A 21,736-nucleotide genomic window follows, 5' to 3' on the forward strand; every position below is an offset into this window, starting at 1 on the left:
TTGAGTCTCTATTAAATTTCCAAAAAAATCCAATATCCCAAAAACTCGAATCCCGAACCCCGAAAACTAAGAATCTGTACCTCTCCACTCTAAAAGAATTCCTTATTTTTGCAAAAAAGAAACATTCGTGATTAACAACGACCAGATAAAAGAAGTTCAATCCAGAATTGAAGATTTACACAGATATCTTCAGATTGAAAAAAAGAAGATTGAAATTGCTAATGATGACGAAAAAACCGCAGCACCCGAATTCTGGGACAATCCAAAAACGGCTGAAGCATTTCTAAAGCAGCTTCGTTCCAAGAAAAAATGGGTGGAAAGCTATGATGAAATTCAGACACAGTTTGAAGATCTGCAGGTTTTGGCCGACTTTGCTAAAGAAGATCCGGATTCTGAAAAAGAACTGGACGAAACATTCCCGCAATTGGTGGAAAAAATTGAAGACCTGGAATTCAAAAACATGCTCTCCAATGAAGGTGATGAGCTTTCTGCAGTGTTGCAGATTACCGCAGGAGCCGGAGGAACAGAAAGTTGCGACTGGGCAGCCATGCTGATGAGAATGTATACCATGTGGGCAGAAAAACAAGGCTATAAAATCCGTGAACTGAACTACCAGGAAGGTGATGTAGCCGGAGTAAAGACTGTTACCCTTGAAATTGAAGGGGAATTTGCTTTTGGATATTTAAGAGGTGAAAACGGAGTACACAGACTTGTAAGGATTTCCCCTTTTGACAGTAATGCAAAACGCCATACCAGTTTCGTTTCGGTATATGTATATCCTTTGGTGGATGATACTATTGAAATCAACATCAACCCTGCCGATATCAGCTTTGAAACAATGAGAGCTTCCGGAGCAGGAGGACAGAACGTCAACAAGGTAGAAACCGCTGTACGTCTTCGTCACGCTCCTACAGGAATTATCATTGAAAACTCAGAATCCCGTTCTCAGCTTCAGAATAAAGAAAAAGCAATGCAGCTCCTTCGTTCAAGACTCTATGAAATGGAATTGGAAGAACGTATGAAAGCCAGAAATGAGATAGAAGCTAACAAAATGAAAATCGAGTGGGGAAGCCAGATCAGAAACTACGTCATGCATCCATACAAATTGGTAAAAGATGTACGCTCCGGTCATGAAACTTCAGATGTGGATGCTGTAATGAACGGAAATATTACTCCTTTCCTGAAAGCATTCTTAATGGCTGATGGAACTGCGATTTCTGATGATGATATGGACCTATAAAAATCATGTTTGAATTTTAGTTAAAATCTTATAATTAATTTTTGTTTCAGACATTTTAGACTTACTTTTGTTGTTCATCGATATTTATGGAAGATTTCAATAGCTGGAAGGATTTATTAAACCCGGAGTTTTATATAAAAATGGGAGGGTTTTGGCTGATTTTGTTTATTGTTTTTGCTGAAACAGGTCTTTTTGTAGGATTTTTTCTACCTGGGGATTCACTACTGTTCGTTTCAGGAATTTATGCTGTTGAAATCATCAAAGAGACTTTTGGATCTACAGGAAGCGATTTCTTAGATACCACATTACTTGCTTCAGGAGTAGCTCTGGCGGCTATTATTGGAAATGAAGTAGGCTACTATTTCGGAAGAAAAGCAGGACCTGCTTTGTATAAACGACCGGATTCAATGCTTTTCAAGAAAAAATACCTGTATCAGGCACACGATTTCTTTGAAAAACATGGAGCATTAGCTGTTATTATGGCAAGATTCTTACCTGTTGTAAGAACTTTTACTCCCATTGTAGCTGGAATTGTAAAGATGGATAAGAAAGAGTTTTTAAGAGATAATATCATTGGCGCGGTATTATGGTCATTCATTTTGATCTTTGCGGGCCATTATCTGGACAAACTTTTCATGGAGCAGTTTGGAATCAACCTAAAGCAAAAGCTGGAATACATCATTATCGTCATTGTATTGGTAACTACACTTCCGGTGATCATCAAGTTTGTTTTTGGGAAAAAAGAAGATCTTTCCAAATATGAAGATCAGGACTTTGAATAAATAAGAATTTCAATCAAAAATATAGAGCCGTCTCAACACTGAGATGGCTTTTTTATATATAGGAGATGTTTTTTACCACGCAAAGCTCGCAAGGTTACTATTATGATCTGTTACTTTTCGTTCTTAGAGACGTTTCACTTAGCTAAGTAACCTGCCTCGCTGAACGAAGTGCCTTTGCGACCGATAGAATATAAGCTTTACAATTTCTTTGCGGACATAGCGTTTTAAATAGATCTATCAGGCAAAAATTGTTTTTGTACTAGATGTTTAAAAGATTCTTAAAAATGATTGTTTAAAATAGTTGTCTAATTATTTATTCTTTGCATTAAAGAGGTAACTATTCTTTAATCCATTCCAGAATATTTGGATAGATAATGCTGTCTCTTTTTCTTTTACTGAAGAATCTTGGAGCATGTCCGGCACCTTTCATGAAAATGAATTTGTGTGGAATGTTCCTCTTGGTAAGCGCAGAGTCCATCGCAATTCCCTGATGCTGGTTGACCAGTACATCATTGTTTCCCTGAAACAGCAAGGTAGGAACATTCGTAATATTAGCAATAGGACTGGCTTCTTTGAAGGCTTTAGAAACATTTTTCCGTTCAAACTTAGTTCCTACTACTTTTTGAAAAGTTGGAGAAGTATATTTTGAATAAAAGGATTTAAGATATTCAGAGCTGTAAAAATCTGTCGGTCCACTTAAAGAGATGATTTTTTTGATCTGCTCAGGATGCTGGTATCCGTAAAGTAAGGCGAGATGTCCACCGGCACTTTCTCCCAGAAGAATATAATTGTTGGGTTGAAGCTCTGCTTTTTCCGCCAGGGAATTGAATTTTTCAATGGCGAGCGCAATATCTTCAAGCTGTTGTTTATACGTGATTTTTTTCTTGGAAGAAACCAATCTATAGTTCATATTGATACTTGGAATCTTGTTTTCAAAAAGCATTTTCTGAACCTGGATCATATGTTCCTTTTTGCCTAAAGTCCATGCTCCACCATGAACGATAAGTACTACAGGAGAATCTTCAGCATAATCTTTGGGAAGAAAAACATCCATTTTCTGCCTTTTATGCTCGCCATATTTTAAATTATAGATCTTCTGCTGTCCTCCGGGACCTACCCAAACTCTGAATTTCGTATTACACGACTGCAAAAGGAAACCAATGCATCCCATGACGAAAAAATGATACCGGAGAATGAGTTTTTTCATTATTTAAATTTACGGAAAATTCTATTGATTATGACGTAATCAATGCTTAATTAGAGCTTTTCTGCTGTTTTTGATGAAAGTCCTTTTTTGATGGTAATAACACCCTTTTCACCTTCTTTGAAAATAAAAGAGATCTCAGTGTCATCATCCTGCACAAAAAATGTATCCTCTTTTTCAGCCAGTATTCTTACTTTAGGATCTTTGTTGTTCTGCATAAAAAGCTGTCCATTTTCGTACAGAATATGGATAATGCTTTCCTCTGAAAGCTGATAATCACCCATGTATTTTTTTAGGATACCGGCACTTAATATGGCTTCTTTCTTCGGTTGTGGAAGACTGTAAGGTTGTTCTAAAAGCGCTGCTAAAATAGTATTCCCCGCTTTCTCAAGTTTTTTACTGGTGATATTGTTCAGAAGAATAATGCAGAGATCATCCTGTGGAAGCATTGCAAAATAACTTGTGGAGCCCTCTATATTTCCGCCATGGTTAATCAGTTTTTTCCCATAAAGATCATCAATGAACCATCCATAGCCGTAGCCGCTAAGATAAGGAGTGGTTGCTTTTTTAAATGCTTCTTTGGAAACAATTTTATAATCTCTCAATCCGACATAGTAATTGTAAAGATCTTCAACGGTACTGTAAATTTGCCCGGCAGGGCCGGTTAATGTAGAATTCCAGACTTCTGTTTTTTCCTGTTTTGTGTTTGAAATATAGGAATAAGGAACTGTTTTGTAAGGACTTTTCACAGCCATATAGTTAAACCCGGTATGGGTCATTTTTAAAGGAGTTAAAATATTTTTTTGTATCGCATCCTCATAGGAAAGCCCTGTGATTTTTTCAATGATGATTCCCAATACAATATATCCTGAATTGGTATATGAAAACTGAGTGCCGGGTTCAAAAGCTAGAGGTTCGTTTTTAAAAAATGAAAGCTCTTTATCTTTGCTAATACTTTTTCCGGTGTGAAGCAGGCCGAAGTATTCTTTATTTTGTAGCACTTCATAGATTCCTGAAGTGTGGGTAAGAAGATGTTCGATTGTAATTTCATTTCCTCCTGGATAATCAGAAATAAATTTTGAAACAGGATCTTTAATCGAAAGTTTCCCTTCTTCATTTAGCTTTACAATCATCAAGGCTGTGAAAGATTTGGTTAAAGATGCAATCTGATATATACTTTTATCCTGATTGGGTATCTTTTTTTCCGCATCTTGCCAGCCATATGATTTTTCGAAAATGTTTTTATTCTGATAATGGATCAAAGCAGTTCCATTAAATTTATTAATACCAGCAAATGCCTTTATAATCCTGTCTATTTCTTCTTTTTTCTTTTCCTGGTTAATCGTGTTGAAATGATTTTCTGTCTGAGCTTTTAGAGTAGAACAGAATGAACAGAACAGAGAAAACAAACATCCTAAAGCTAAAATATGAAATTGACGTTGCATAGGTATCAGATTTTAAAAACGGTTAAAATTACAGGTTTTCAGCGTAGCGGGATAGAGAATTATTGTATCTGGGTAAATGTTTGGAAAGGGCTTTCAATGCTAACGACAGCGCCTCTTTGTGCTTTCCCGCTGAAGAAAGGGACAGTGCTAAAAAAGAATCTACCGCATCATCCAGTTCATCAGAATAATTAGATTTCTCTTCCCTTAAAATCTGAATGCTTTCCTCTATTTTCCCATTATTTCTTAAGGTGCTTGCCAGCTGAATTCTTGCTCTTCTTCTTCGTAAGCCTGTTAATCCTTTATCTAATGCTGACCTGTACAAAGGTTCTGCTTCTTTTTCATGTCCCGTGGAATCAAAAGCACAGGCTTTTTCAAAATCAGCAATAGCCTGGGAATCCGTAATTGTAAGTAATTCTACATGATTTTTGATGAGCAGGATAAACGCTTCATTGCTTATTGTTCCCAGTTTCAGCCATATACTTTGTAATTGGGCTTCCCAGTTTTGATCCATTGAATAGATTTTAAGCAAAGATATAAAATATTGAAATTGAAGGACTGTTTAACGATTCTTATAATTTTCAAAATTATTGTTAGATTATGAATCCAAAAACGGAATTAAATAATTATTTTTGCTGAACTTAACAAAGATTAAAAAATTATTAAAATATGGCATCAGGCTTTTTTGCAATTTTGGATGATATTGCAGCATTGATGGATGATGTAGCAGTTACCAGTAAGGTCGCTACACAAAAGACAGCAGGAATTTTAGGAGATGACCTGGCTGTAAATGCAGAAAAAGCTACTGGCTTTCTTTCTTCAAGGGAAATTCCTGTTTTATGGGCAATTACGAAAGGATCTTTTATCAACAAACTGATCATTCTGCCTATTGTTTTTTTACTCAATTGGTTGTATGCTCCGGCTATTAATTATGTATTGATCCTTGGAGGATTCTATCTGGCTTTTGAAGGCGTTGAAAAAGTAATAGAATTTCTTTTTCACCGTGACAAAAAGGGTCATGAAGTGATAGAGGAAATTGAAGAAGACCAGAAAAGTTCTGAAGAAATTGAAAAAGAGAAAGTAAAATCTGCAATTACAACTGATTTTATTTTATCCATCGAGATCGTTATTATTGCTTTAGGAACGGTATTGGAAGAAAGCCATCCTTTCATTACGCAGATTTTAGTAACGAGCCTGGTTGCATTTATCGCTACTGTTGGAGTTTATGGAATTGTAGCTTTGATTGTAAGAATGGATGATGCAGGGTTTAAATTAATAAAGAAAAGTAAGGATAAAGGCTTTTTCGGAGGGCTTGGACATCTATTAGTGAAGGCTTTACCTATTGTTATTAAAATATTAGGAGTAGTAGGAACCATTGCTTTAATAATGGTTGCTGGTGGAATTTTTCTACATAGAATTGAATTTTTCCATGGGATACTACCAACCTGGCCAGATGTTTTGAAAGAGCTTACACTTGGTGTTGTTGGGGGATTGGTAGCCGTTGCGGTATTTACTTTAGGAAAAGGAATCTATTCCTTAGCCACCAGAAAATAAAAACAGAATTAGAATTAAATAACCAAAAAATCCTGTATTCGAGAGAGTGCAGGATTTTTTATGATCAGGTTCAAGATTTAAACCTTGAATTTAAAACTTTGAACTTTAAACAAAAAAAGAGACTTGTAAAAAGTCTCTTTTTTTATATTAATTGAATAAATCTTTTACTTTATCAAAAAAAGTTTTTTCCTTTCCGGAGGGTTCTGCAACCATTTCTCCGCTGGACATCTGCTTTTCAAAGAAGTCTTTCTGATCCTTCGTAAGCTTTTGTGGAGTCCATACATTGATGTGGATGAACATGTCTCCTTTACCATAACTGTCGATGCTTGGAAGCCCTTTTCCAGCCAATCTCAAGATCTTTCCGGATTGAGTTCCCGGATCAACGGTAATTTTTACTTTTCCGCCAACGGTAGGAATTTCTTTTTTCGTTCCTAAAGCAGCTTCAGCAAACGAAACATATAACTCCTGGTGAAGATTATCTCCTTCTCTCTTGATCACCTGATCTATTTCCTCTTCAATGATCACCAATAAATCTCCCGGAACACCTCCAAATGGGGCATCATTTCCTTTTCCTCTTACATTAAGCTGGATACCGTCTCTTGCTCCTGCCGGAATGTTGATCGTGATTTCCTCTTCATCTTTAATAAGACCTTGTGCGTTAGCTCCTGCAGGAATTTTGTCAGCAACTTTTCCTATTCCCTGACAGGTACCGCAGGTAGTTTGCGTCTGCATTTGACCGAACATGGTATTCATTACTTTTAACTGAACACCAGAACCGTTACAGGTAGGACATGTTTTTGAAGTGGCACCTTCCGCCATCTTCATTTTCTTTACTTTGATGGTTTTCTGAGTACCATTTACCATTTCCTCAAGGTTCAGCTTGATCCTGATTCTTAAATTAGAACCTTTCACCTGCTGACGGCCTCCACCGCCTCCACCGAATCCTCCGAAACCGCCACCGAAAATATCTCCAAACTGGCTGAAAATATCTTCCATGTTCATTCCGCCTCCGAAGCCTCCGCCTCCGAAACCACCATTTCCACCTACTCCGGCATGACCAAACTGGTCATATCTGGCACGTTTCTGATCGTCGCTCAGAACTTCATAAGCTTCAGCTGCTTCTTTAAACTTTTCTTCAGCCTCTTTATCCCCTGGATTTTTATCCGGGTGAAATTTGATGGCCATTTTACGGTATGCTTTTTTTATTTCGTCGGCAGATGCAGATTTGCTGATCTCAAGAACCTCGTAATAATCTCTTTTTGACATGACAATTTTATAATTGATTGTTGATAAATGATAAAAGATATTGTAAAGCTAATAAGTGAAACATTCATCAATTATCACTCACCATTTATCATTTATGAATTTTAATTTCCTGTTACTACTTTTGCAAAACGGATCACTTTATCATTTAAAGTATATCCTGTTTCAATAACGTCTACGATTTTTCCTTTCAATTCTTCCGATGGAGCAGGAATCTGAGTAATCGCTTCATGGAAATCAACATTAAAGCTGTCACCAGCCTTTACTTCCATTGTTTTTAGTCCTTTTTCGGTAAGTTTATTCTTGAATTTCTGATAGATAAGCTCTACACCCTGCAGGTCTGCTGGATTTCCGTTTTTAGCGATTTCTTTTAAAGCTCTTTCAAAATCATCCAAAACGCCTAACATTGAAACCATCATTTCCTGGTTAGCATACTGGAAGAATTCTATCTTTTCCTTGCTTGTTCTTTTTTTATAATTTTCGAATTCAGCATACAATCTGATGTAACGGTCTTTTTCTTCTGCCAAAAGTTCCTCCGGAGAAGGTGTAGCTGTCACATTGTCCTGAGATGTTGCGTCATTCTGAACATTGTTTTCTTCCTGATTATTGATGCTTTCTTCGTTAATATCCTGGTTTTCCATAATTCAATATTTATTTACTGATTGTTTGACAAAGAGTCTGCCAAATCCAAAATCTGGACATTAAGGCAGAAAAAGAAGTAACGGTGAATCGTGAATACGTCAATGCGCTTCGCATGTGAATTATGAACATGAGTGTAGCTTCAAAAAATTGACTTTACGAAGCAAAAATTGACTATTGACCATTCACTTTAATAATGCCCAATAGTCAATCTGAAAACTATAGTTGTATTTTTTTATTCTCCTGTAAACGTCTGGTACAGCAGGTATAGATTTAAAACAATGATGATGATCGAAATAATCCATACACAGACTTTCAGGAATGGTTTATTGGCAAATTCACCCATTTTAGCTTTGTCATTGGTAAACATTACCAGAGGGACAACGGCAAAACTAAGCTGCATTGATAAAATAACCTGGCTTAAAACCAATAGTTCGGTTGTTCCCTGTTCTCCGTAAAGAATAGCTACAATAAGTGCAGGAACTACAGCAATAAGTCTGGTAATTAATCTTCTCAGCCATGGTTTTAATCTGATATTCAGAAAGCCTTCCATTACGATCTGTCCGGCAAGAGTTCCTGTTAATGTAGAATTTTGTCCGGAAGCCAATAAAGCGATAGCAAACGCAATACTTGCCATAGAAGCGCCTAAAATTGGGGTCAACATTTTATAAGCATCATGAATGTCCGCTACATGTTCATTTCCTGTAGTATGGAATGTAGCAGCAGCCAGAATAAGGATTGCAGCATTGATGAAGAAAGCCAGCATCAATGAAACGGTACTGTCTATGGTGGCAAACTTGATGGCTTCTTTTTTTCCTTCTTTATCACGGGTGTAATCTCTGGTCTGTACAATACTGCTGTGCAGATACAGATTGTGTGGCATTACCGTAGCTCCCAAAATTCCGATTGCAATATAAAGCATGGCAGGATTCTGAATGATTTCCTTTTGTGGAACCAAGCCTCCCAGAATCTCATTGAAAGCAGGTTGCGAAATGATAATTTCATATACGAAACATGCCAGAATAATGAAAATAAGTCCTCCTACAATACTCTCAATCCATCGGAATCCTTTGGACTGAAGCAAAAGAATGATTAAAACATCTACTGTTGTAATGACAATTCCCCAGGTCAGCGGGATATGGAATAACAGATTTAATGCAATAGCTGAGCCGATGACTTCAGCGAGGTCACAGGCGGCGATGGCTATTTCACAGAATACCCAGAGAATAAAATTAGTGGTAGGACTGAAGTGGTCTCTGCATGCCTGAGCAAGGTCTCTTTCGGCCACAACTCCCAGTTTCACAGATAAGTGCTGTAAAACCATTGCAAAAATATTGGAAATAAGGATAACTGAAAGGAGGGTATAGCCAAACTGAGCTCCTCCCGCAATATCAGTTGCCCAGTTTCCGGGATCCATATAACCTACTGCAATCATCAGCCCTGGTCCTGCAAATGCAAGATACTTTCTCCAGAATGTTGCATTTTTAGGGACTTTGATTGATGAATAAACCTCTGATAAGGAATGGTTTGTTTTATCTTTTCGCCAGGCGCTTTTTATATTGAAATTCATAAATGTTAGAAATGACTAACAAATTTAATTAAATAAATGTAAACAGAAAAATCATGGCATAAAAAAATCCCGGAAATTGCTTCCCGGGACCTAATTTTTATTGACTCTAAAGATTATTTCGCAAATCTTACAGCCATTTTTCTATCTGCAGCTCTTTCAGCATCAGAAGCTTTTGCATCTACTTTCGCAAATTTACTTCCGTAGCCTTCAGCTTCCAGAACCTGAGCACCAACACCAGCTTTTACTAAAGCAGCTTTGATAAATTCAGCTCTTGCTTTTGACAATTTTACATTGTTAGCCTCATTTCCTGTTTTATCAGTGTAGCCTCCGATTTTGATTTTTGCATCAGGGAAAGCCTTAAGGATAGCCACTAAGTTATCCAATTGCCCTTGTGAACCTGCTTCAAGTTCAGTAGAACTTCCCATTTTGAAATTGACATGATCGAAATCGTACCACTTATCTTTCAATGCTGCATCATCAGCGGCATTTTTATATGATCCGGATTTCAGGAATGTAATCATCTGATCTTCCATTCCTCCTTTGTAACCTTTTAACATCACCCCGTTAAGATCAATATCTTCATCGGTTTTAGCTGTTGCAGGAGCAGGGGTTGCAGTTCCTGTTGTAGCAGCAGTATCTGTAGTTGAACTGGTTGCTGCGGAATCAGATGTTGTGGTAGTGGTTGTAGTAGTCTGTTTTTTCTCACACTGTTTCCATAAGAAATAAGCAGCTGCTATTAATAATAAAAGCGGAAGCAACCATTTCCAGATTGAGCCTCCGCCTTGATTATTATTGTTATTATTTTCAAATCTTTCTCTTACTTCTCTGGCTCCTTCTGAAACATTTTCTCTTGCTGTAGCAACACCTTCAGCGATGTTATCTTTAGCAGTAGAAGTTACGGAAGAAACTGTTTCTTTTGCCTGGCCAAACCAATTTTCAGCTCCTAATCCAAAGGAAGCCAAAGAAAGACCTGCCGGCAATAAAGAAGAAATAACGCCTTTCTGATCATGCAGTAAGCTGGAAATACCTGAAGCACCCAAATTATTGTCTGCTGCATATTTCCCAATAGTGCCTACTGTAGCCCCAGTCACCAGGTTTAACAAAGAACCTGCAGAGGTATTGCTGACTCCTGAAAAACTGGCAATGGAATTCACTAATGCACTTACTTTATCTCCAAAAATAGAAGACAACAAGTTTGAAATAATAGGATTGCTGGACGAACCACCTAATAAATTTCCTAAAATTCCACTTGAAGAGGCTTGTGTAATAGCATCCACAACGCCAGGCTTATCTGCATTATTGGCCAATCCACCTACTACAGCAGGTAATAATCCGCCAATTGCTTTAGAAATACCGGATTCACTTTCTCCAAACTGCGATGCAGCCTGTGAAACCAAAGCGGGACCTAATTGTCCTTTAATTAAATCAATGACATTTAAAGACATAATAATAAATTTTTTTGATTAATGTTGAGATAAATTTAAACAAAAATCCGTCCAAATGTCACTTTTTTTTGAATATTTCTTTGAAAATTAACGATTTTTTTCTAAATCATTAAAAATTTTAATAAGCTTTTGCAAATAACACACGTCTCTTAGATGGTTTTCCTGATATTAGTGAAATTCCTTCTTCTATGTCATTATCCAAAGGAATACATCTGATGGTTGCCTTTGTTTCATCCTTGATTTGCTCCTCTTCTTCAGCTGTGCCATCCCAGTGAGCATAGATGAATCCACCTTTCTCTTCCAGCACTTTTTTGAATTCTTCATAAGTATCCACTTTCGTGATATTATTTTTTCTGAATTCAAATGCTTTGTTATAAATATCCTGTTGGATCGTTTTCAATAGATCCTCGATATAAGAATCAAGTCCTTCAATAGAACGAACTTCCTTAGTCAGGTTATCTCTTCTTGCAATTTCCACAGATTTATTTTCAAGATCTCTAGGTCCCATTGCGATTCTTACAGGAACTCCTTTCAATTCATATTCTGCAAATTTCCATCCTGGTTTGTTCTGAGTATCATTGTCAAATTTCACAGAAATTCCTTTTGCTCTCAGTTTAGCCTGAATATCTAAAGCAACTTCACTGATTTGTTCCAGCTGTTCTTCTCCTTTAAAGATAGGAACAATCACCACCTGAATTGGAGCAAGCGTAGGAGGCAATACCAATCCGAAATCATCAGAGTGCGTCATAATTAAAGCGCCCATCAGACGGGTAGAAGTACCCCATGAAGTAGCCCATGCGTGTTCTATTTTTCCTTCTTTGTTGGTGAATTTTACATCAAATGCCTTGGCGAAATTCTGACCTAAGAAGTGAGAAGTCCCGGCCTGTAAAGCTTTTCCGTCCTGCATTAATGCTTCAATACAATAGGTTTCATCAGCTCCTGCAAATCTTTCAGAAGGTGTTTTCAACCCTTGGATAACCGGAATTGCCATAAAGTTTTCTGCAAAATCTGCATATACTTTATTCATTTTTTCAGCTTCTTCAATTGCTTCATCTTTTGTAGCGTGAGCAGTGTGCCCTTCCTGCCATAAGAACTCGGCAGTTCTAAGGAAAAGACGTGTTCTCATTTCCCAACGAACAACATTCGCCCACTGGTTGATTAATATCGGTAGGTCTCTGTAAGACTGAATCCAGTTTTTATAGGTATTCCAGATAATTGCTTCTGAAGTAGGACGAACAATAAGTTCTTCTTCAAGTTTTGCATCCGGATCGACAATCAGTTTGGATGGATTGTCCGGATCGGTTTTTAATCTGTAGTGGGTAACAACAGCACATTCTTTTGCAAAACCTTCTGCATTTTTTTCCTCAGCCTCAAACAAGCTCTTGGGCACAAAAAGCGGGAAGTATGCGTTAACGTGACCTGTTTCTTTGAATTTTTTATCCATTTCATCACGCATTTTTTCCCAGATTGCATAGCCATACGGTTTGATCACCATACATCCACGCACGCCTGAGTTTTCAGCTAAATCAGCTTTTACAACCAGCTCATTATACCATTTGCTGTAATCTTCGCTTCTTGAGGTTAATTTTGCCATTATTTTTTAAAATTTTTTTAACTTTTGTACATTATTGTTATCTAAAAATAAAAATCTATTTTTGATAGATTTTTTTACCAGTATTTTGGTACATTTTTGGTACAGATTGCAAATATAATTTAAATTAAAAATTTTTACGTTATCATGAAAAGAAATATACATAAAAATTTGCTTGGTCTGCTAAGATCCAAAGGGATATTGGCTATATCAGGCGGATTATTACTTGTGTCTTGTGGTGCTCAGATGGGAGGGTATAGCGAGACGGATGGGGTGTATTACGACCCCAATAAGGATACGCTACCTGAAGGAGTTATCATTAATGATAGCGGAAACAGAGTAGGAGAATATTATGACTACTATCAGGATTCCAATGTGATTCAGAATGCACAGACGAATTCCAGAGAGCAGCAAAACAGATATAATGACTGGAGTGGTACCAATACCAATTGGAACTCTAATGCTACAGACTCGGATTGGGGACTTTATGCAGGTTCTCAGACGAACTACTATGATAACTCATGGGGATGGGGATCTCCGTGGGGATGGTATGGTGGTTACAGCCCGTATTGGGGTTGGGGTATGAACCGTGGCTGGGGCTGGGGTGCAAGTATGTCCTGGGGTTGGGGCGGATCATTCGGCTGGGGCTGGGGAGGCTCTTACGGATGGGGTAGTCCATACTGGGGATACGGCTATGGAGGATACTATGATCCATTCTGGGGCGGATACTACGGAAACCCATATTGGGGATACGGAGGAGGTTACTGGGGTGGTGGTTACTACAACAGACCTGTTTCCAGAAGAAGCGGTATCAGTGGAGGTGGATTCCAGAATACAGGGGTAGCCAACGCAGTGTACAGAACGAATACTGCTAATTCAGGTTTCAGAAATACTAATGGAGGCTTCAGAAACACTAATAATAACGGTGGTTTCAGAGATTCTAATTCCAATGGTGGTTTCAGAAACAGCAACGGCGGATTCAGAGATAGCAATTCAGGAGGCTTCAGAAACGGTAATTCAGGAGGTTTCAGAAATACACAATCTAATGGTGGATTCCGTAATTCTTCGTCACAAACAAGACCCAATTATAATTATCAGCAACCACAGCCAAGATATAACAACAATAACGGAGGCTTCAGATCTAATGACTCAGGAGGTTTCAGATCCAGTGGTGGTTTTAACTCCGGTGGAGGCGGCTTCAGAGGTGGCTCTTCAGGAGGCGGTGGCGGAATGAGATCCGGCGGCGGCGGAAGAGGAGGCTTCAGATAATTTTTCAAATTAATAAACTATTAAAAAATAATGTTAAAAAAATCTTTAGTATTAATGAGCATTTCTGCCGCATTTTATGCACAGGCTCAGGATGTTTCTGTCATAAGAAATACGGTAGAGGTTTATTCAACTACTCCTATGGTGGGATCAGCCAAGTTTAATGCGATGGCTGGAGCTAATGGTGCGCTGGGTGGTGATGCAAACTCTTTGCTTACGAACCCCGCAGGTTTGGGAGTCGCTATTTCAGGAGAGGTTTCAGGAACTTTATCTGTTTTAGGAAATAAAAATAAAAGTTCTTTAGGAGGATCTACAATAGATTATAGCAAAACCAAAGGAGATCTTGGAAATGCAGGAGGAATAATTGCTTTTCCTTTGATGACAGAAACCGGATGGAAGTTTATCAATATTGGTATTAATTTTTCTAACCAGACTTTGGACAATGTAATCCAGTCACCAGGAAATAATAATGTTGTTTATGCCTTTGATAAGGATGATATTACCAAGGATGCGGCGTTGGCAGGACATATGTATGAGAGATACGGTAACTTGTCAAAGATGAGTTTCGGAGTAGGTGCCAACTATAATCATAATTTATATTTAGGAGCAGGTTTCAACTTTTTCAATGCTTCATTGGATCAGTATGATACTTTATTGTACCGAAATCTTGCTAATGGCTCTACAGAAGCATTCAGTAAGCAGGATACTCCATATTCAGAGAGATCATCAGGTTTTTCTGCTTCATTAGGGGTAATTGGAAAACTAAGTCCTAATTTCAGAGTGGGAGCATCTCTAGAAACACCTACGTTCTGGACGATAGACAGAAATTATTATTTCTATAATGATCCTGTTTATGGGGATGATATGGGAGCTGAAAACAGAAAGTTCACTTCACCGCTTAAAGCAACAGTGAGTGCAGCCTTTGTAGCGAGTAAAAACTTCTCATTGAACGTTGACTATACTCTGGGACTTACAAAACCTGATTATAAGGTCTACGGAGGTGCAGAAAGAGAATTGAATGATTTCTTCAAAGATAACTACAAGAATCTTTCAGAAGTAAGAGTGGGAGCTGAGTACAGAGTGCAGCAGTTCAGACTGAGAGGAGGATACTCTTACCAGTCAAGTCCTTTTGATGCACTTACAATCAGCAGATTTAATGATGCAGGCACTGTGGGAGATGAGTCTTACAACAATCTTATGTTAAGTGACAGAAATACACTTTCTTTCGGTATTGGATATGATTTCAAATCATTCTATATTGATGCATCTTATCAGAATATTTCTTCCAAATATGCAAATCCTTTTATGAGAGGATATATGGGTGATAATTTTGATTCATCATATTATTCTTCGAGTAAAATTTTTGAAAGTCCGGATTATGCTGTAAGTAATGTGAAAAACAACAGAAATAATTTCTTCCTTACTTTAGGATGGAAATTCTAATCTGGTGCTTTAAAAAATATCAAAATATACAAAGAGGCTGTCCAAACTTTCAGGACAGCCTCTTTTTTTTGCCGATTTTGTTTCGTGCCTTTATACAATAAAAGTATACATGTCAATTTTTAATCAGGATTCTGCACCAGATTCGGCTGAATCTGGATCTGCTGTTCAGGAATATATTCTACTACCCTGTTATGCGTATAAGTTACCGTATAAAAGACATTATTTCCGCTTAAATGGGTGCCGGGATATTGTCTGTCGAGATCAAGTTTGTTCCTGAAGATATCATATCTTCTATGCCCTTCAAAAGCCATTTCCAGCCTTCTTTCCTGTAGAACGACATCCAGTGCAGTCTGTCCTGCAGGAGTTGAATTGTATACAGGTATTCCCGCTCTTGTTCGGATGATATTTACATCTGTGAGTGCTGAAGCAGTATTTCCTTTTTTTGCATAGGCTTCTGCTCTGTTAAGATATATTTCTGCCAGTCGTACAATAACCGGCGACCATAACTGAGGAACTCCTTCCTGTAATGAGCATTTTAAAACATAAAATTTAGGATACCCATTTCTTTTATCCATATCATTATCAAGGTAAACATAAGTTTTCCCACCGGTGGCATTAACAAAATAATAGTTTGTTTTATTGGGTGCTGCCTCAGATTGTACCTGGTAATTGATATTATTCATAGTAAAATAAGTATTTCCATTCTGCTGGAAGGTCTTCTGGAATTGATAACTGTAGGTTGCAGTACCGGATGAGCTGGTTCCTTTTTGTACCCAATACGCTACGGGAACTGCCGGGCTGCTGTATTTCGGAGAAATAAACTTCAGCCTTGCATCCTGAGGATTCTGATTGATAAGATCCAGGTAAGAAGATGAAGCGTACATTTCACCCCAGCCTACATTCTGTATGGTGGCATACATAGAACCTACAGTATACCAGCCATCACTATAGTCTCCATCTTTATTATATTTAAATGCAAAAATGGTTTCTGTATTGTTTTCTGGAGTTTTAGTAGCATAAGCAGGCAGTTCTGCTTTGGATAAGAGTGTATATTTTCCGGAGTTGATAACCTTATCGGCATATTCTACTGCTTTATCATTGTTTTCCATGTAAAGATAGACTCTGGAAAGTAAAGCCTGTGCTGCTTCTTTGGATGCATATATGTTAGTTTTATCCAGTGTCATTAGTTTTTCTGCTTTCAGAAGATCGCTTACCACCTGATTGTATATTTCTCCTACAGTAGCTCTTGCGGGCAAATCATTGACGTCATCAGATAATTTTAGAGGTATTCCGGAATTGCCCGTCCCCTGATTATACGGTCTTCCGAATACATTGACCATAGAAAAGTATACATAAGCTCTCAGGAAATAATTTTCACCTATCAGCTGGTCTGTTTCTGTGTCTTTCCCTTCGGTAACCTTTGATATCACTCTGTTGCACCCAATAATGGCCTTATATCCGGAGTTCCAGATGATATTAGTGCGGTAATTGTTTTTAATGCTTTTATAATTGTAGTAATAAAAGAAAGAATCGCTGGTAGTCCCGCTGATGTCGATATTATCACCACCGTACTCGCTGATCCTGTACAGGTTGTTGTAAAAACCACCCCCTTCAGCATCTCCTTTAAGCAATGCGTAATTTCCTAAGGTTATGGTCTTCAGTCCTGTTGCGTCCGCAAGAATAACATCAGATTCCTTTGAATCATATGGTGAACGGTCTATGTTGCATGCCGTTAATGATAGTATAAGAATGGGAATAAGTATTTTTTTCATAATTATTTTTTTAAAAAGAAAAGTTTAAACCTAAAGAAAATCTTCTCGGAATAGGGTAGATAGCTCCTGCATTACCTGAATAGACGTTTTGGGTGTCTGCATTACCAATTTCCGGATCCACGCCGGAGAATTTGGTGATGGTAAATAAATTCTCACCCATAATGTAAATATTCGCCGATTTTATTTTCATCTTTTCTGTTAGAGATGCAGGTAAATTATATCCTATTCTCAGGGATCTTAACTTGACAAAGCTGGCATCCTCAAGATACCGTGATGATGTCTTATTTGTTAATGAATTATTGTTGTACACAGCAGCCGGATGGGTGGCGATATCTCCAGGCTTTTCCCATCTCGTCCAACCATTTTCTAAAACCATCTGGTTGTAATAAGGGTAGGCGCCGTCTGAATCATATAATTCTCTGTACGTATTATACACTTGCCCACCTTGCGAGAAATAAAGATTTGCAGCAAGATAGAAGTTTTTGACATTCAGATTGGTACTAACAGAGCCATAATAATCCGGTGTTGTCGCGCCTGTCACCTGTACGGTAGCCAGATTGTATTTTGAGGTTGCACTTCTGCTTCCATCCGGGTTGATTACTTCCCATTGTCCTTCACCATTGTCCGGATTTACGCCCAGCCACTTTCTCATATAGAAAGAGGAGACGTCATATCCTGGTATTGCAACGTGATAGTTATCCAATATTTGTGTGCCATTATTTCGGGTGGAAAGTACACTGTTTTTATAAGTGCTGATATTGAATCCAAGCTCCCAGCTGATCTCTTTTGAACGGATAATAGAATAATTTACGTTGAATTCCCAGCCTTTGTTTCTGACATCGCCAATATTAAGGTATTGTCTGTCAACCCCTGTCAATGATGGCAGTGGAACAAGCATAAGCAAGTCTTTCGTTTTGTTATTAAAGTAATCAATATTTAAAGTAAGTCTGTTGTTAAAAGCCCTGATATCCGTACCAATATTATTTTGATAGATAGACTCCCAGGTTAGCGCAGGGTTTCCAAGCTGGTACCATGTTGCCCCTATCTGACCGTTGTATTTTTGTGTCAGTGAATATAAGTCCTGCCATCCGTAATTAGGGCTGGGCGTATTTCCCACAAGTCCTCTGCTTGCTCGTAATTTCCATTCATTAACAGGTTTTACCTTGAAAAAGCTTTCTTTATGAATGTTCCATCCTGCACTATAGGCATAGAATAGGCCATTTCTTTTGTTGGCACCGAATGCAGAAGATGATTCGCTCCTTAAAGACCCCTGTACAAAATATTTTTGATTAAAGATATATTCAGCATTGAACATAAAAGCATTATAAGCTCTGTCTGATTTGGTTCCCGATGGTTTTTGACCTGTGGTTGCTCCGGTATTAAAAATATCTGTATCAGGTACTACACCGTAAACACCTGCTTGTGATGCCTTATAGAATCTATCGGTATATTCATAAGCAGCTAATGCATTGATGTTATGGTTTCCAAAATCTTTATCAAATCTCAGCATCTGGTTAAAAAACTTGCTTATATCCTTTTGGTATCTCTCTGTTAGCTCACCCTTATTACTTGTCCCGCTGACTGATCTTGGATCGGTATAGTACATATCATCATAATTTTTGTAGGTAACATTGTTGGTCGTGATGAATTTGAGATAATCGGTAAACCGGATTTCAGCATCCAGATTTCCTATGAGGTCCAGCTGATTGCTTTTACCATAGTTCCATTGAAGATCATACAGATAATTACTTTTATCTCTGCCATACCAATCTGTGTAATCCTCATCAACCCGGATCAGGTTTCCGTTAGCGTCCCTTGGATTATCCCATGGCATATTAAGATACATTTGAGAAAGTGAAGCCTGAGTATCTTTTCCCGTAGTGTAGGATAAGCTCACTTTGGGTTTCAGGATCAGCCACGGCTTTATGGTCTGTTCATGATTGATTCTGAATGAAAGCCTGTTGTATTCATCTCCCTTTATTGTTCCTGTTTCATTATAATAATTTCCTGAAATATAGGTTTTGGAATGGTCTGATCCACCTCTGAAATCAATAGTATAATTTTGTACAGTTCCGGTTTGTGTACCGCCTTTCAGCCAGTTGTAACCATCATTTCTAAGGGTTGCAGGGATTTCAGGGGCTCCTTTTAATGAGGTGAAATAGTCATACAGCTGCGTTCCGTTCATAAGTTTGAAACGTCCGTTATTAAACACATTAAAAGAATTATTAAGAGAAACGCTTAATATTCCCTTTCCGGAATTTCCCGATTTGGTAAACACCTGTACAATACCATTGGCTGCTTTGGAACCATACAAGGCTGTAGAAGCAGCATCTTTTAAAATATTGATACTTTCAATCTGGCTGGGATCCAGATTGGGGGCATAGGGCATTACTACGCCATCTACTACCCAAAGGGCAGAGCTGGGACCATTGATAGTAGATGTTCCCCTGATTTTTACAGTGGCTACAGAACCTGCAGAACCTCCGCCAGGTAAGATCTGAACTCCTGCAGCTTTCCCCTGAAGAAGTCCCGATACACTGGGGGTGTTGGAATCCTGAAGTTTTTTGTTGGAAATAACAGAAACAGCAGCTGTAAGGCTGGATTTTTTCTGGGCTTTGTAACCGATAATTACAATGTCATCAATTTTTTTTTCTTCTAAAGAATCTGTTTTCTTTGTAGTCTGGGCCGTTATAAAACCGGTCATTAAAAAAAAGCATACTGATGTTGTTAGGTTCTTTTGTCTTTTCATACATTTTTAAGTGATGGTAATGTGGCTAAAGTACAAAAAACAACGTATGGTTATTAAGTGTGTGTTAAAAAATGTTAACTATTGTGTTTTGTTTCATATTTTAGTTTAAATATTTAATTTCTATTTATTTTTTAACGTAAAATATTTTTAAAAAAGCAAATTTTAATTTATTTGTCTAAAATATTATAAGTAAAGATTAATGGTAATAGCCTCGGGAAACATATACTAATTCAATAAGCTAAAATAAAAAATGCCCCTAAAAAGTGTCTATCTTTTTGGGGGCAGTCTGATTCCGAAGCTTTTTTTATACTAATGAGAATGAGTAGCGGGGTGTTGATGGAAAAGATGCATCATCAATGCAAGTGAGACTCCTAAAACAACCAGTCCGATTTTTACCCAATCGATATTGTGATTTTTATTGCTTTCAAAAATGATTACGGATGAAATATGAAGGAAAATTCCCCCTACGATCGCCAGAAAATAAGGCTGAAGATCCGGGTTGAAATAATTTCCTAACAACATTCCCATTGGAGAAGCCAGGGCAAACAAGGCTACAATGAGAATAGAGGGATAGGACGAAGAACTTTTTGATTCTCCTTTTCTGTTAAATAAAAAGGCTCCCAGAATAAATGAAATGGGAAGATTATGAAATACAATTCCCCAGAGGTAAGGCGACATCTCGTGCTGTTCGTTAGCCAAAGGAATCCCCTCAATAAAAGCATGGATAAACAATCCTACCATTAAAGCAACGGGAAGAATATTATGTTCACTATGATGATGGAAGTGTCCGTGTTCAAAACCTTTGGTAAGTGCCTCCAGAATCATCTGAAGAAGAACTCCTGCGATTACAAATATCCCAAGACTGCTGCTCCCTGAAGAGGTATAAACCTGCGGAAACACTTCATTAAGACAGATTGTAATCAAAAAACCGGCACTTAATATCAGTAGATTTTTAGCCAGTTTCTCTTTTTTACCAAAGTGTTTTCCCAGAAATACTCCTGTTACGACACTTAAAATCAGTAAAAGTACTGTTGTCATTATTTTTTCTTAAATAAATTGATGCATCGCGGGGAACTTTCTTTCTTAAATTCATTCAGCTGATAATCTCCCCAGATTTTTATTCTTTCAAATCCACATTCAGAAGCATATGCATGAATGGCTTCCAGAGTATGAAGTTTTACTTTTTCAAAGAAATGAAACGGTTTACCGTCGGCTTCAAAACGGATGTCTTTGATGACATGTCTTCCCTCAATTTTCTTTAATATTCTGAATTCAATATCGCCGCGGGTAATGGTAGTTTCAGGAACTAAGGTACTTCTTACAAATTCCTCGTTCAGATAGTCCAGTACGAAATATCCTCCTGGCTTTAAAGCATTGTAAACCGATTGGAATACTTTTTTATCATCACTTTCATTGTCAAAATACCCAAAACTTGTAAATAAATTGAATACAGCATCCATCGGATCCGCATCAATGGGGTTTCTCATATCATGAACTTCAAAAAGCAGCGTTTGATTTTCATACTGTTTGTCAGATTCAATACTTTGTCTTGAAAGATCAAGTCCCAAAACATCATACCCTAATTTATTAAGGAAAACAGAGTGTCTTCCCTTACCACAGGCAAGATCTATGATTTTCGACTGAGGCGGAAGCTGAAGGTCCGCTGTGAGCTTTGTAATGAAGTTTTCTGCTTCTGTATAGTCTCTGTTGCTATAAAGCAAATGATAATAAGGGGTATCAAACCAAGATTCAAACCATTCCATAATGCAAAAATAA

General features: G+C 37.7%; 17 protein-coding genes. 5 read left to right on the forward strand and 12 right to left on the reverse strand.

What is annotated here, in order from left to right:
- Positions 1-127: 127 nt before the first annotated feature.
- Together prfB and J2786_RS00895 are read left to right on the forward strand one after the other, a co-directional pair.
- Positions 128-1,240, forward strand: a complete 1,113-nt coding sequence (gene prfB / locus J2786_RS00890; protein WP_047432527.1) for a peptide chain release factor 2 — start codon at positions 128-130, stop codon at positions 1,238-1,240.
- Positions 1,241-1,326: 86 nt separating this feature from the next.
- The gene (locus J2786_RS00895; protein ID WP_047432523.1) at positions 1,327-2,022 is read left to right on the forward strand and encodes a DedA family protein; all 696 of its coding nucleotides are present in this window, start codon (positions 1,327-1,329) and stop codon (positions 2,020-2,022) included.
- Positions 2,023-2,359: 337 nt separating this feature from the next.
- On the opposite strand, the gene J2786_RS00900 is transcribed toward J2786_RS00895, so the two are convergent.
- The 3 genes from J2786_RS00900 to J2786_RS00910 are packed head-to-tail and all read right to left on the reverse strand — an operon-like array spanning position 2,360 to position 5,182.
- Positions 2,360-3,229 (reverse strand): alpha/beta hydrolase, encoded by an 870-nt coding sequence (locus tag J2786_RS00900; protein ID WP_047432518.1) that lies wholly within the window; start codon positions 3,227-3,229, stop codon positions 2,360-2,362.
- A gap of 50 nt (positions 3,230-3,279) precedes the next feature.
- Positions 3,280-4,671: a serine hydrolase gene (locus J2786_RS00905; RefSeq protein ID WP_052187010.1), complete on the reverse strand. Its 1,392-nt coding sequence runs from the start codon at positions 4,669-4,671 to the stop codon at positions 3,280-3,282.
- Positions 4,672-4,699: 28 nt separating this feature from the next.
- Positions 4,700-5,182 carry a tetratricopeptide repeat protein gene (locus J2786_RS00910; protein ID WP_052187009.1) on the reverse strand — a complete coding sequence of 161 codons (483 nt, stop codon included), beginning with the start codon at positions 5,180-5,182 and terminating at the stop codon, positions 4,700-4,702.
- Between the two features lie 155 nt (positions 5,183-5,337).
- Here J2786_RS00910 and J2786_RS00915 point away from each other — a divergent pair, with 155 nt between their 5' ends.
- The gene (locus tag J2786_RS00915) at positions 5,338-6,222 is read left to right on the forward strand and encodes a DUF808 domain-containing protein (protein WP_047432512.1); all 885 of its coding nucleotides are present in this window, start codon (positions 5,338-5,340) and stop codon (positions 6,220-6,222) included.
- Between the two features lie 147 nt (positions 6,223-6,369).
- Here J2786_RS00915 and dnaJ read toward each other — a convergent pair whose 3' ends face one another.
- The 5 genes from dnaJ to proS form a co-directional block, all read right to left on the reverse strand.
- Positions 6,370-7,488, reverse strand: coding sequence for a molecular chaperone DnaJ (dnaJ, locus tag J2786_RS00920; protein WP_047432509.1), 1,119 nt, complete (start codon positions 7,486-7,488; stop codon positions 6,370-6,372).
- Between the two features lie 101 nt (positions 7,489-7,589).
- Positions 7,590-8,129 carry a nucleotide exchange factor GrpE gene (locus J2786_RS00925; protein WP_374709947.1) on the reverse strand — a complete coding sequence of 180 codons (540 nt, stop codon included), beginning with the start codon at positions 8,127-8,129 and terminating at the stop codon, positions 7,590-7,592.
- A gap of 230 nt (positions 8,130-8,359) precedes the next feature.
- On the reverse strand, positions 8,360-9,694 hold the full coding sequence (locus tag J2786_RS00930) for an Nramp family divalent metal transporter (protein ID WP_047432503.1): 1,335 nt from the start codon (positions 9,692-9,694) through the stop codon (positions 8,360-8,362).
- 113 nt (positions 9,695-9,807) lie between these two features.
- A complete protein-coding gene (locus J2786_RS00935) occupies positions 9,808-11,139 on the reverse strand; it encodes an OmpA family protein (protein ID WP_047432500.1) in 1,332 nt (443 codons plus the stop codon).
- A 118-nt stretch (positions 11,140-11,257) separates the two neighbouring features.
- Entirely contained in the window at positions 11,258-12,733 is a 1,476-nt protein-coding gene (proS, locus tag J2786_RS00940; protein ID WP_047432497.1) for a proline--tRNA ligase, read from the reverse strand.
- Between the two features lie 144 nt (positions 12,734-12,877).
- On the opposite strand from proS, the gene J2786_RS00945 reads away from it, so the two are divergent.
- Positions 12,878-13,999, forward strand: coding sequence for a hypothetical protein (locus J2786_RS00945; RefSeq protein WP_047432495.1), 1,122 nt, complete (start codon positions 12,878-12,880; stop codon positions 13,997-13,999).
- A gap of 54 nt (positions 14,000-14,053) precedes the next feature.
- On the forward strand, positions 14,054-15,439 hold the full coding sequence (locus tag J2786_RS00950; RefSeq protein ID WP_310023633.1) for an OmpP1/FadL family transporter: 1,386 nt from the start codon (positions 14,054-14,056) through the stop codon (positions 15,437-15,439).
- A gap of 119 nt (positions 15,440-15,558) precedes the next feature.
- On the opposite strand, the gene J2786_RS00955 is transcribed toward J2786_RS00950, so the two are convergent.
- The 4 genes from J2786_RS00955 to J2786_RS00970 all read right to left on the reverse strand — a co-directional run bounded on the left by J2786_RS00955 (position 15,559) and on the right by J2786_RS00970 (position 21,723).
- Positions 15,559-17,211 (reverse strand): RagB/SusD family nutrient uptake outer membrane protein, encoded by a 1,653-nt coding sequence (locus J2786_RS00955; protein ID WP_047432490.1) that lies wholly within the window; start codon positions 17,209-17,211, stop codon positions 15,559-15,561.
- Between the two features lie 10 nt (positions 17,212-17,221).
- A complete protein-coding gene (locus J2786_RS00960) occupies positions 17,222-19,960 on the reverse strand; it encodes a SusC/RagA family TonB-linked outer membrane protein (protein WP_047432487.1) in 2,739 nt (912 codons plus the stop codon).
- Positions 19,961-20,269: 309 nt separating this feature from the next.
- On the reverse strand, positions 20,270-20,998 hold the full coding sequence (locus tag J2786_RS00965) for a ZIP family metal transporter (RefSeq protein ID WP_047432485.1): 729 nt from the start codon (positions 20,996-20,998) through the stop codon (positions 20,270-20,272).
- Positions 20,998-21,723 (reverse strand): class I SAM-dependent DNA methyltransferase, encoded by a 726-nt coding sequence (locus tag J2786_RS00970; RefSeq protein WP_047432483.1) that lies wholly within the window; start codon positions 21,721-21,723, stop codon positions 20,998-21,000. The genes J2786_RS00965 and J2786_RS00970 overlap by 1 nt, the downstream gene beginning before the upstream one ends.
- Between the last annotated feature and the right edge of the window lie 13 nt (positions 21,724-21,736).

This window comes from Chryseobacterium vietnamense, from assembly GCF_031454475.1.
GTDB lineage: Bacteria > Bacteroidota > Bacteroidia > Flavobacteriales > Weeksellaceae > Chryseobacterium > Chryseobacterium vietnamense.

Excerpts from the sequence above, each read along its gene's own strand:
- J2786_RS00895 (WP_047432523.1), top strand. The coding sequence starts at position 1,327 with ATGGAAGATTTCAATAGCTGGAAGGATTTATTAAACCCGGAGTTTTAT.
- J2786_RS00900 (WP_047432518.1), bottom strand. The coding sequence starts at position 3,229 with ATGAAAAAACTCATTCTCCGGTATCATTTTTTCGTCATGGGATGCATT.
- dnaJ (WP_047432509.1), bottom strand. The coding sequence starts at position 7,488 with ATGTCAAAAAGAGATTATTACGAGGTTCTTGAGATCAGCAAATCTGCA.
- J2786_RS00930 (WP_047432503.1), bottom strand. The coding sequence starts at position 9,694 with ATGAATTTCAATATAAAAAGCGCCTGGCGAAAAGATAAAACAAACCAT.
- J2786_RS00950 (WP_310023633.1), top strand. The coding sequence starts at position 14,054 with ATGAGCATTTCTGCCGCATTTTATGCACAGGCTCAGGATGTTTCTGTC.
- J2786_RS00945 (WP_047432495.1), top strand. The coding sequence starts at position 12,878 with ATGAAAAGAAATATACATAAAAATTTGCTTGGTCTGCTAAGATCCAAA.
- J2786_RS00910 (WP_052187009.1), bottom strand. The coding sequence starts at position 5,182 with ATGGATCAAAACTGGGAAGCCCAATTACAAAGTATATGGCTGAAACTG.
- J2786_RS00905 (WP_052187010.1), bottom strand. The coding sequence starts at position 4,671 with ATGCAACGTCAATTTCATATTTTAGCTTTAGGATGTTTGTTTTCTCTG.
- J2786_RS00955 (WP_047432490.1), bottom strand. The coding sequence starts at position 17,211 with ATGAAAAAAATACTTATTCCCATTCTTATACTATCATTAACGGCATGC.
- J2786_RS00960 (WP_047432487.1), bottom strand. The coding sequence starts at position 19,960 with ATGAAAAGACAAAAGAACCTAACAACATCAGTATGCTTTTTTTTAATG.
- J2786_RS00965 (WP_047432485.1), bottom strand. The coding sequence starts at position 20,998 with ATGACAACAGTACTTTTACTGATTTTAAGTGTCGTAACAGGAGTATTT.
- proS (WP_047432497.1), bottom strand. The coding sequence starts at position 12,733 with ATGGCAAAATTAACCTCAAGAAGCGAAGATTACAGCAAATGGTATAAT.
- J2786_RS00970 (WP_047432483.1), bottom strand. The coding sequence starts at position 21,723 with ATGGAATGGTTTGAATCTTGGTTTGATACCCCTTATTATCATTTGCTT.
- J2786_RS00915 (WP_047432512.1), top strand. The coding sequence starts at position 5,338 with ATGGCATCAGGCTTTTTTGCAATTTTGGATGATATTGCAGCATTGATG.
- J2786_RS00935 (WP_047432500.1), bottom strand. The coding sequence starts at position 11,139 with ATGTCTTTAAATGTCATTGATTTAATTAAAGGACAATTAGGTCCCGCT.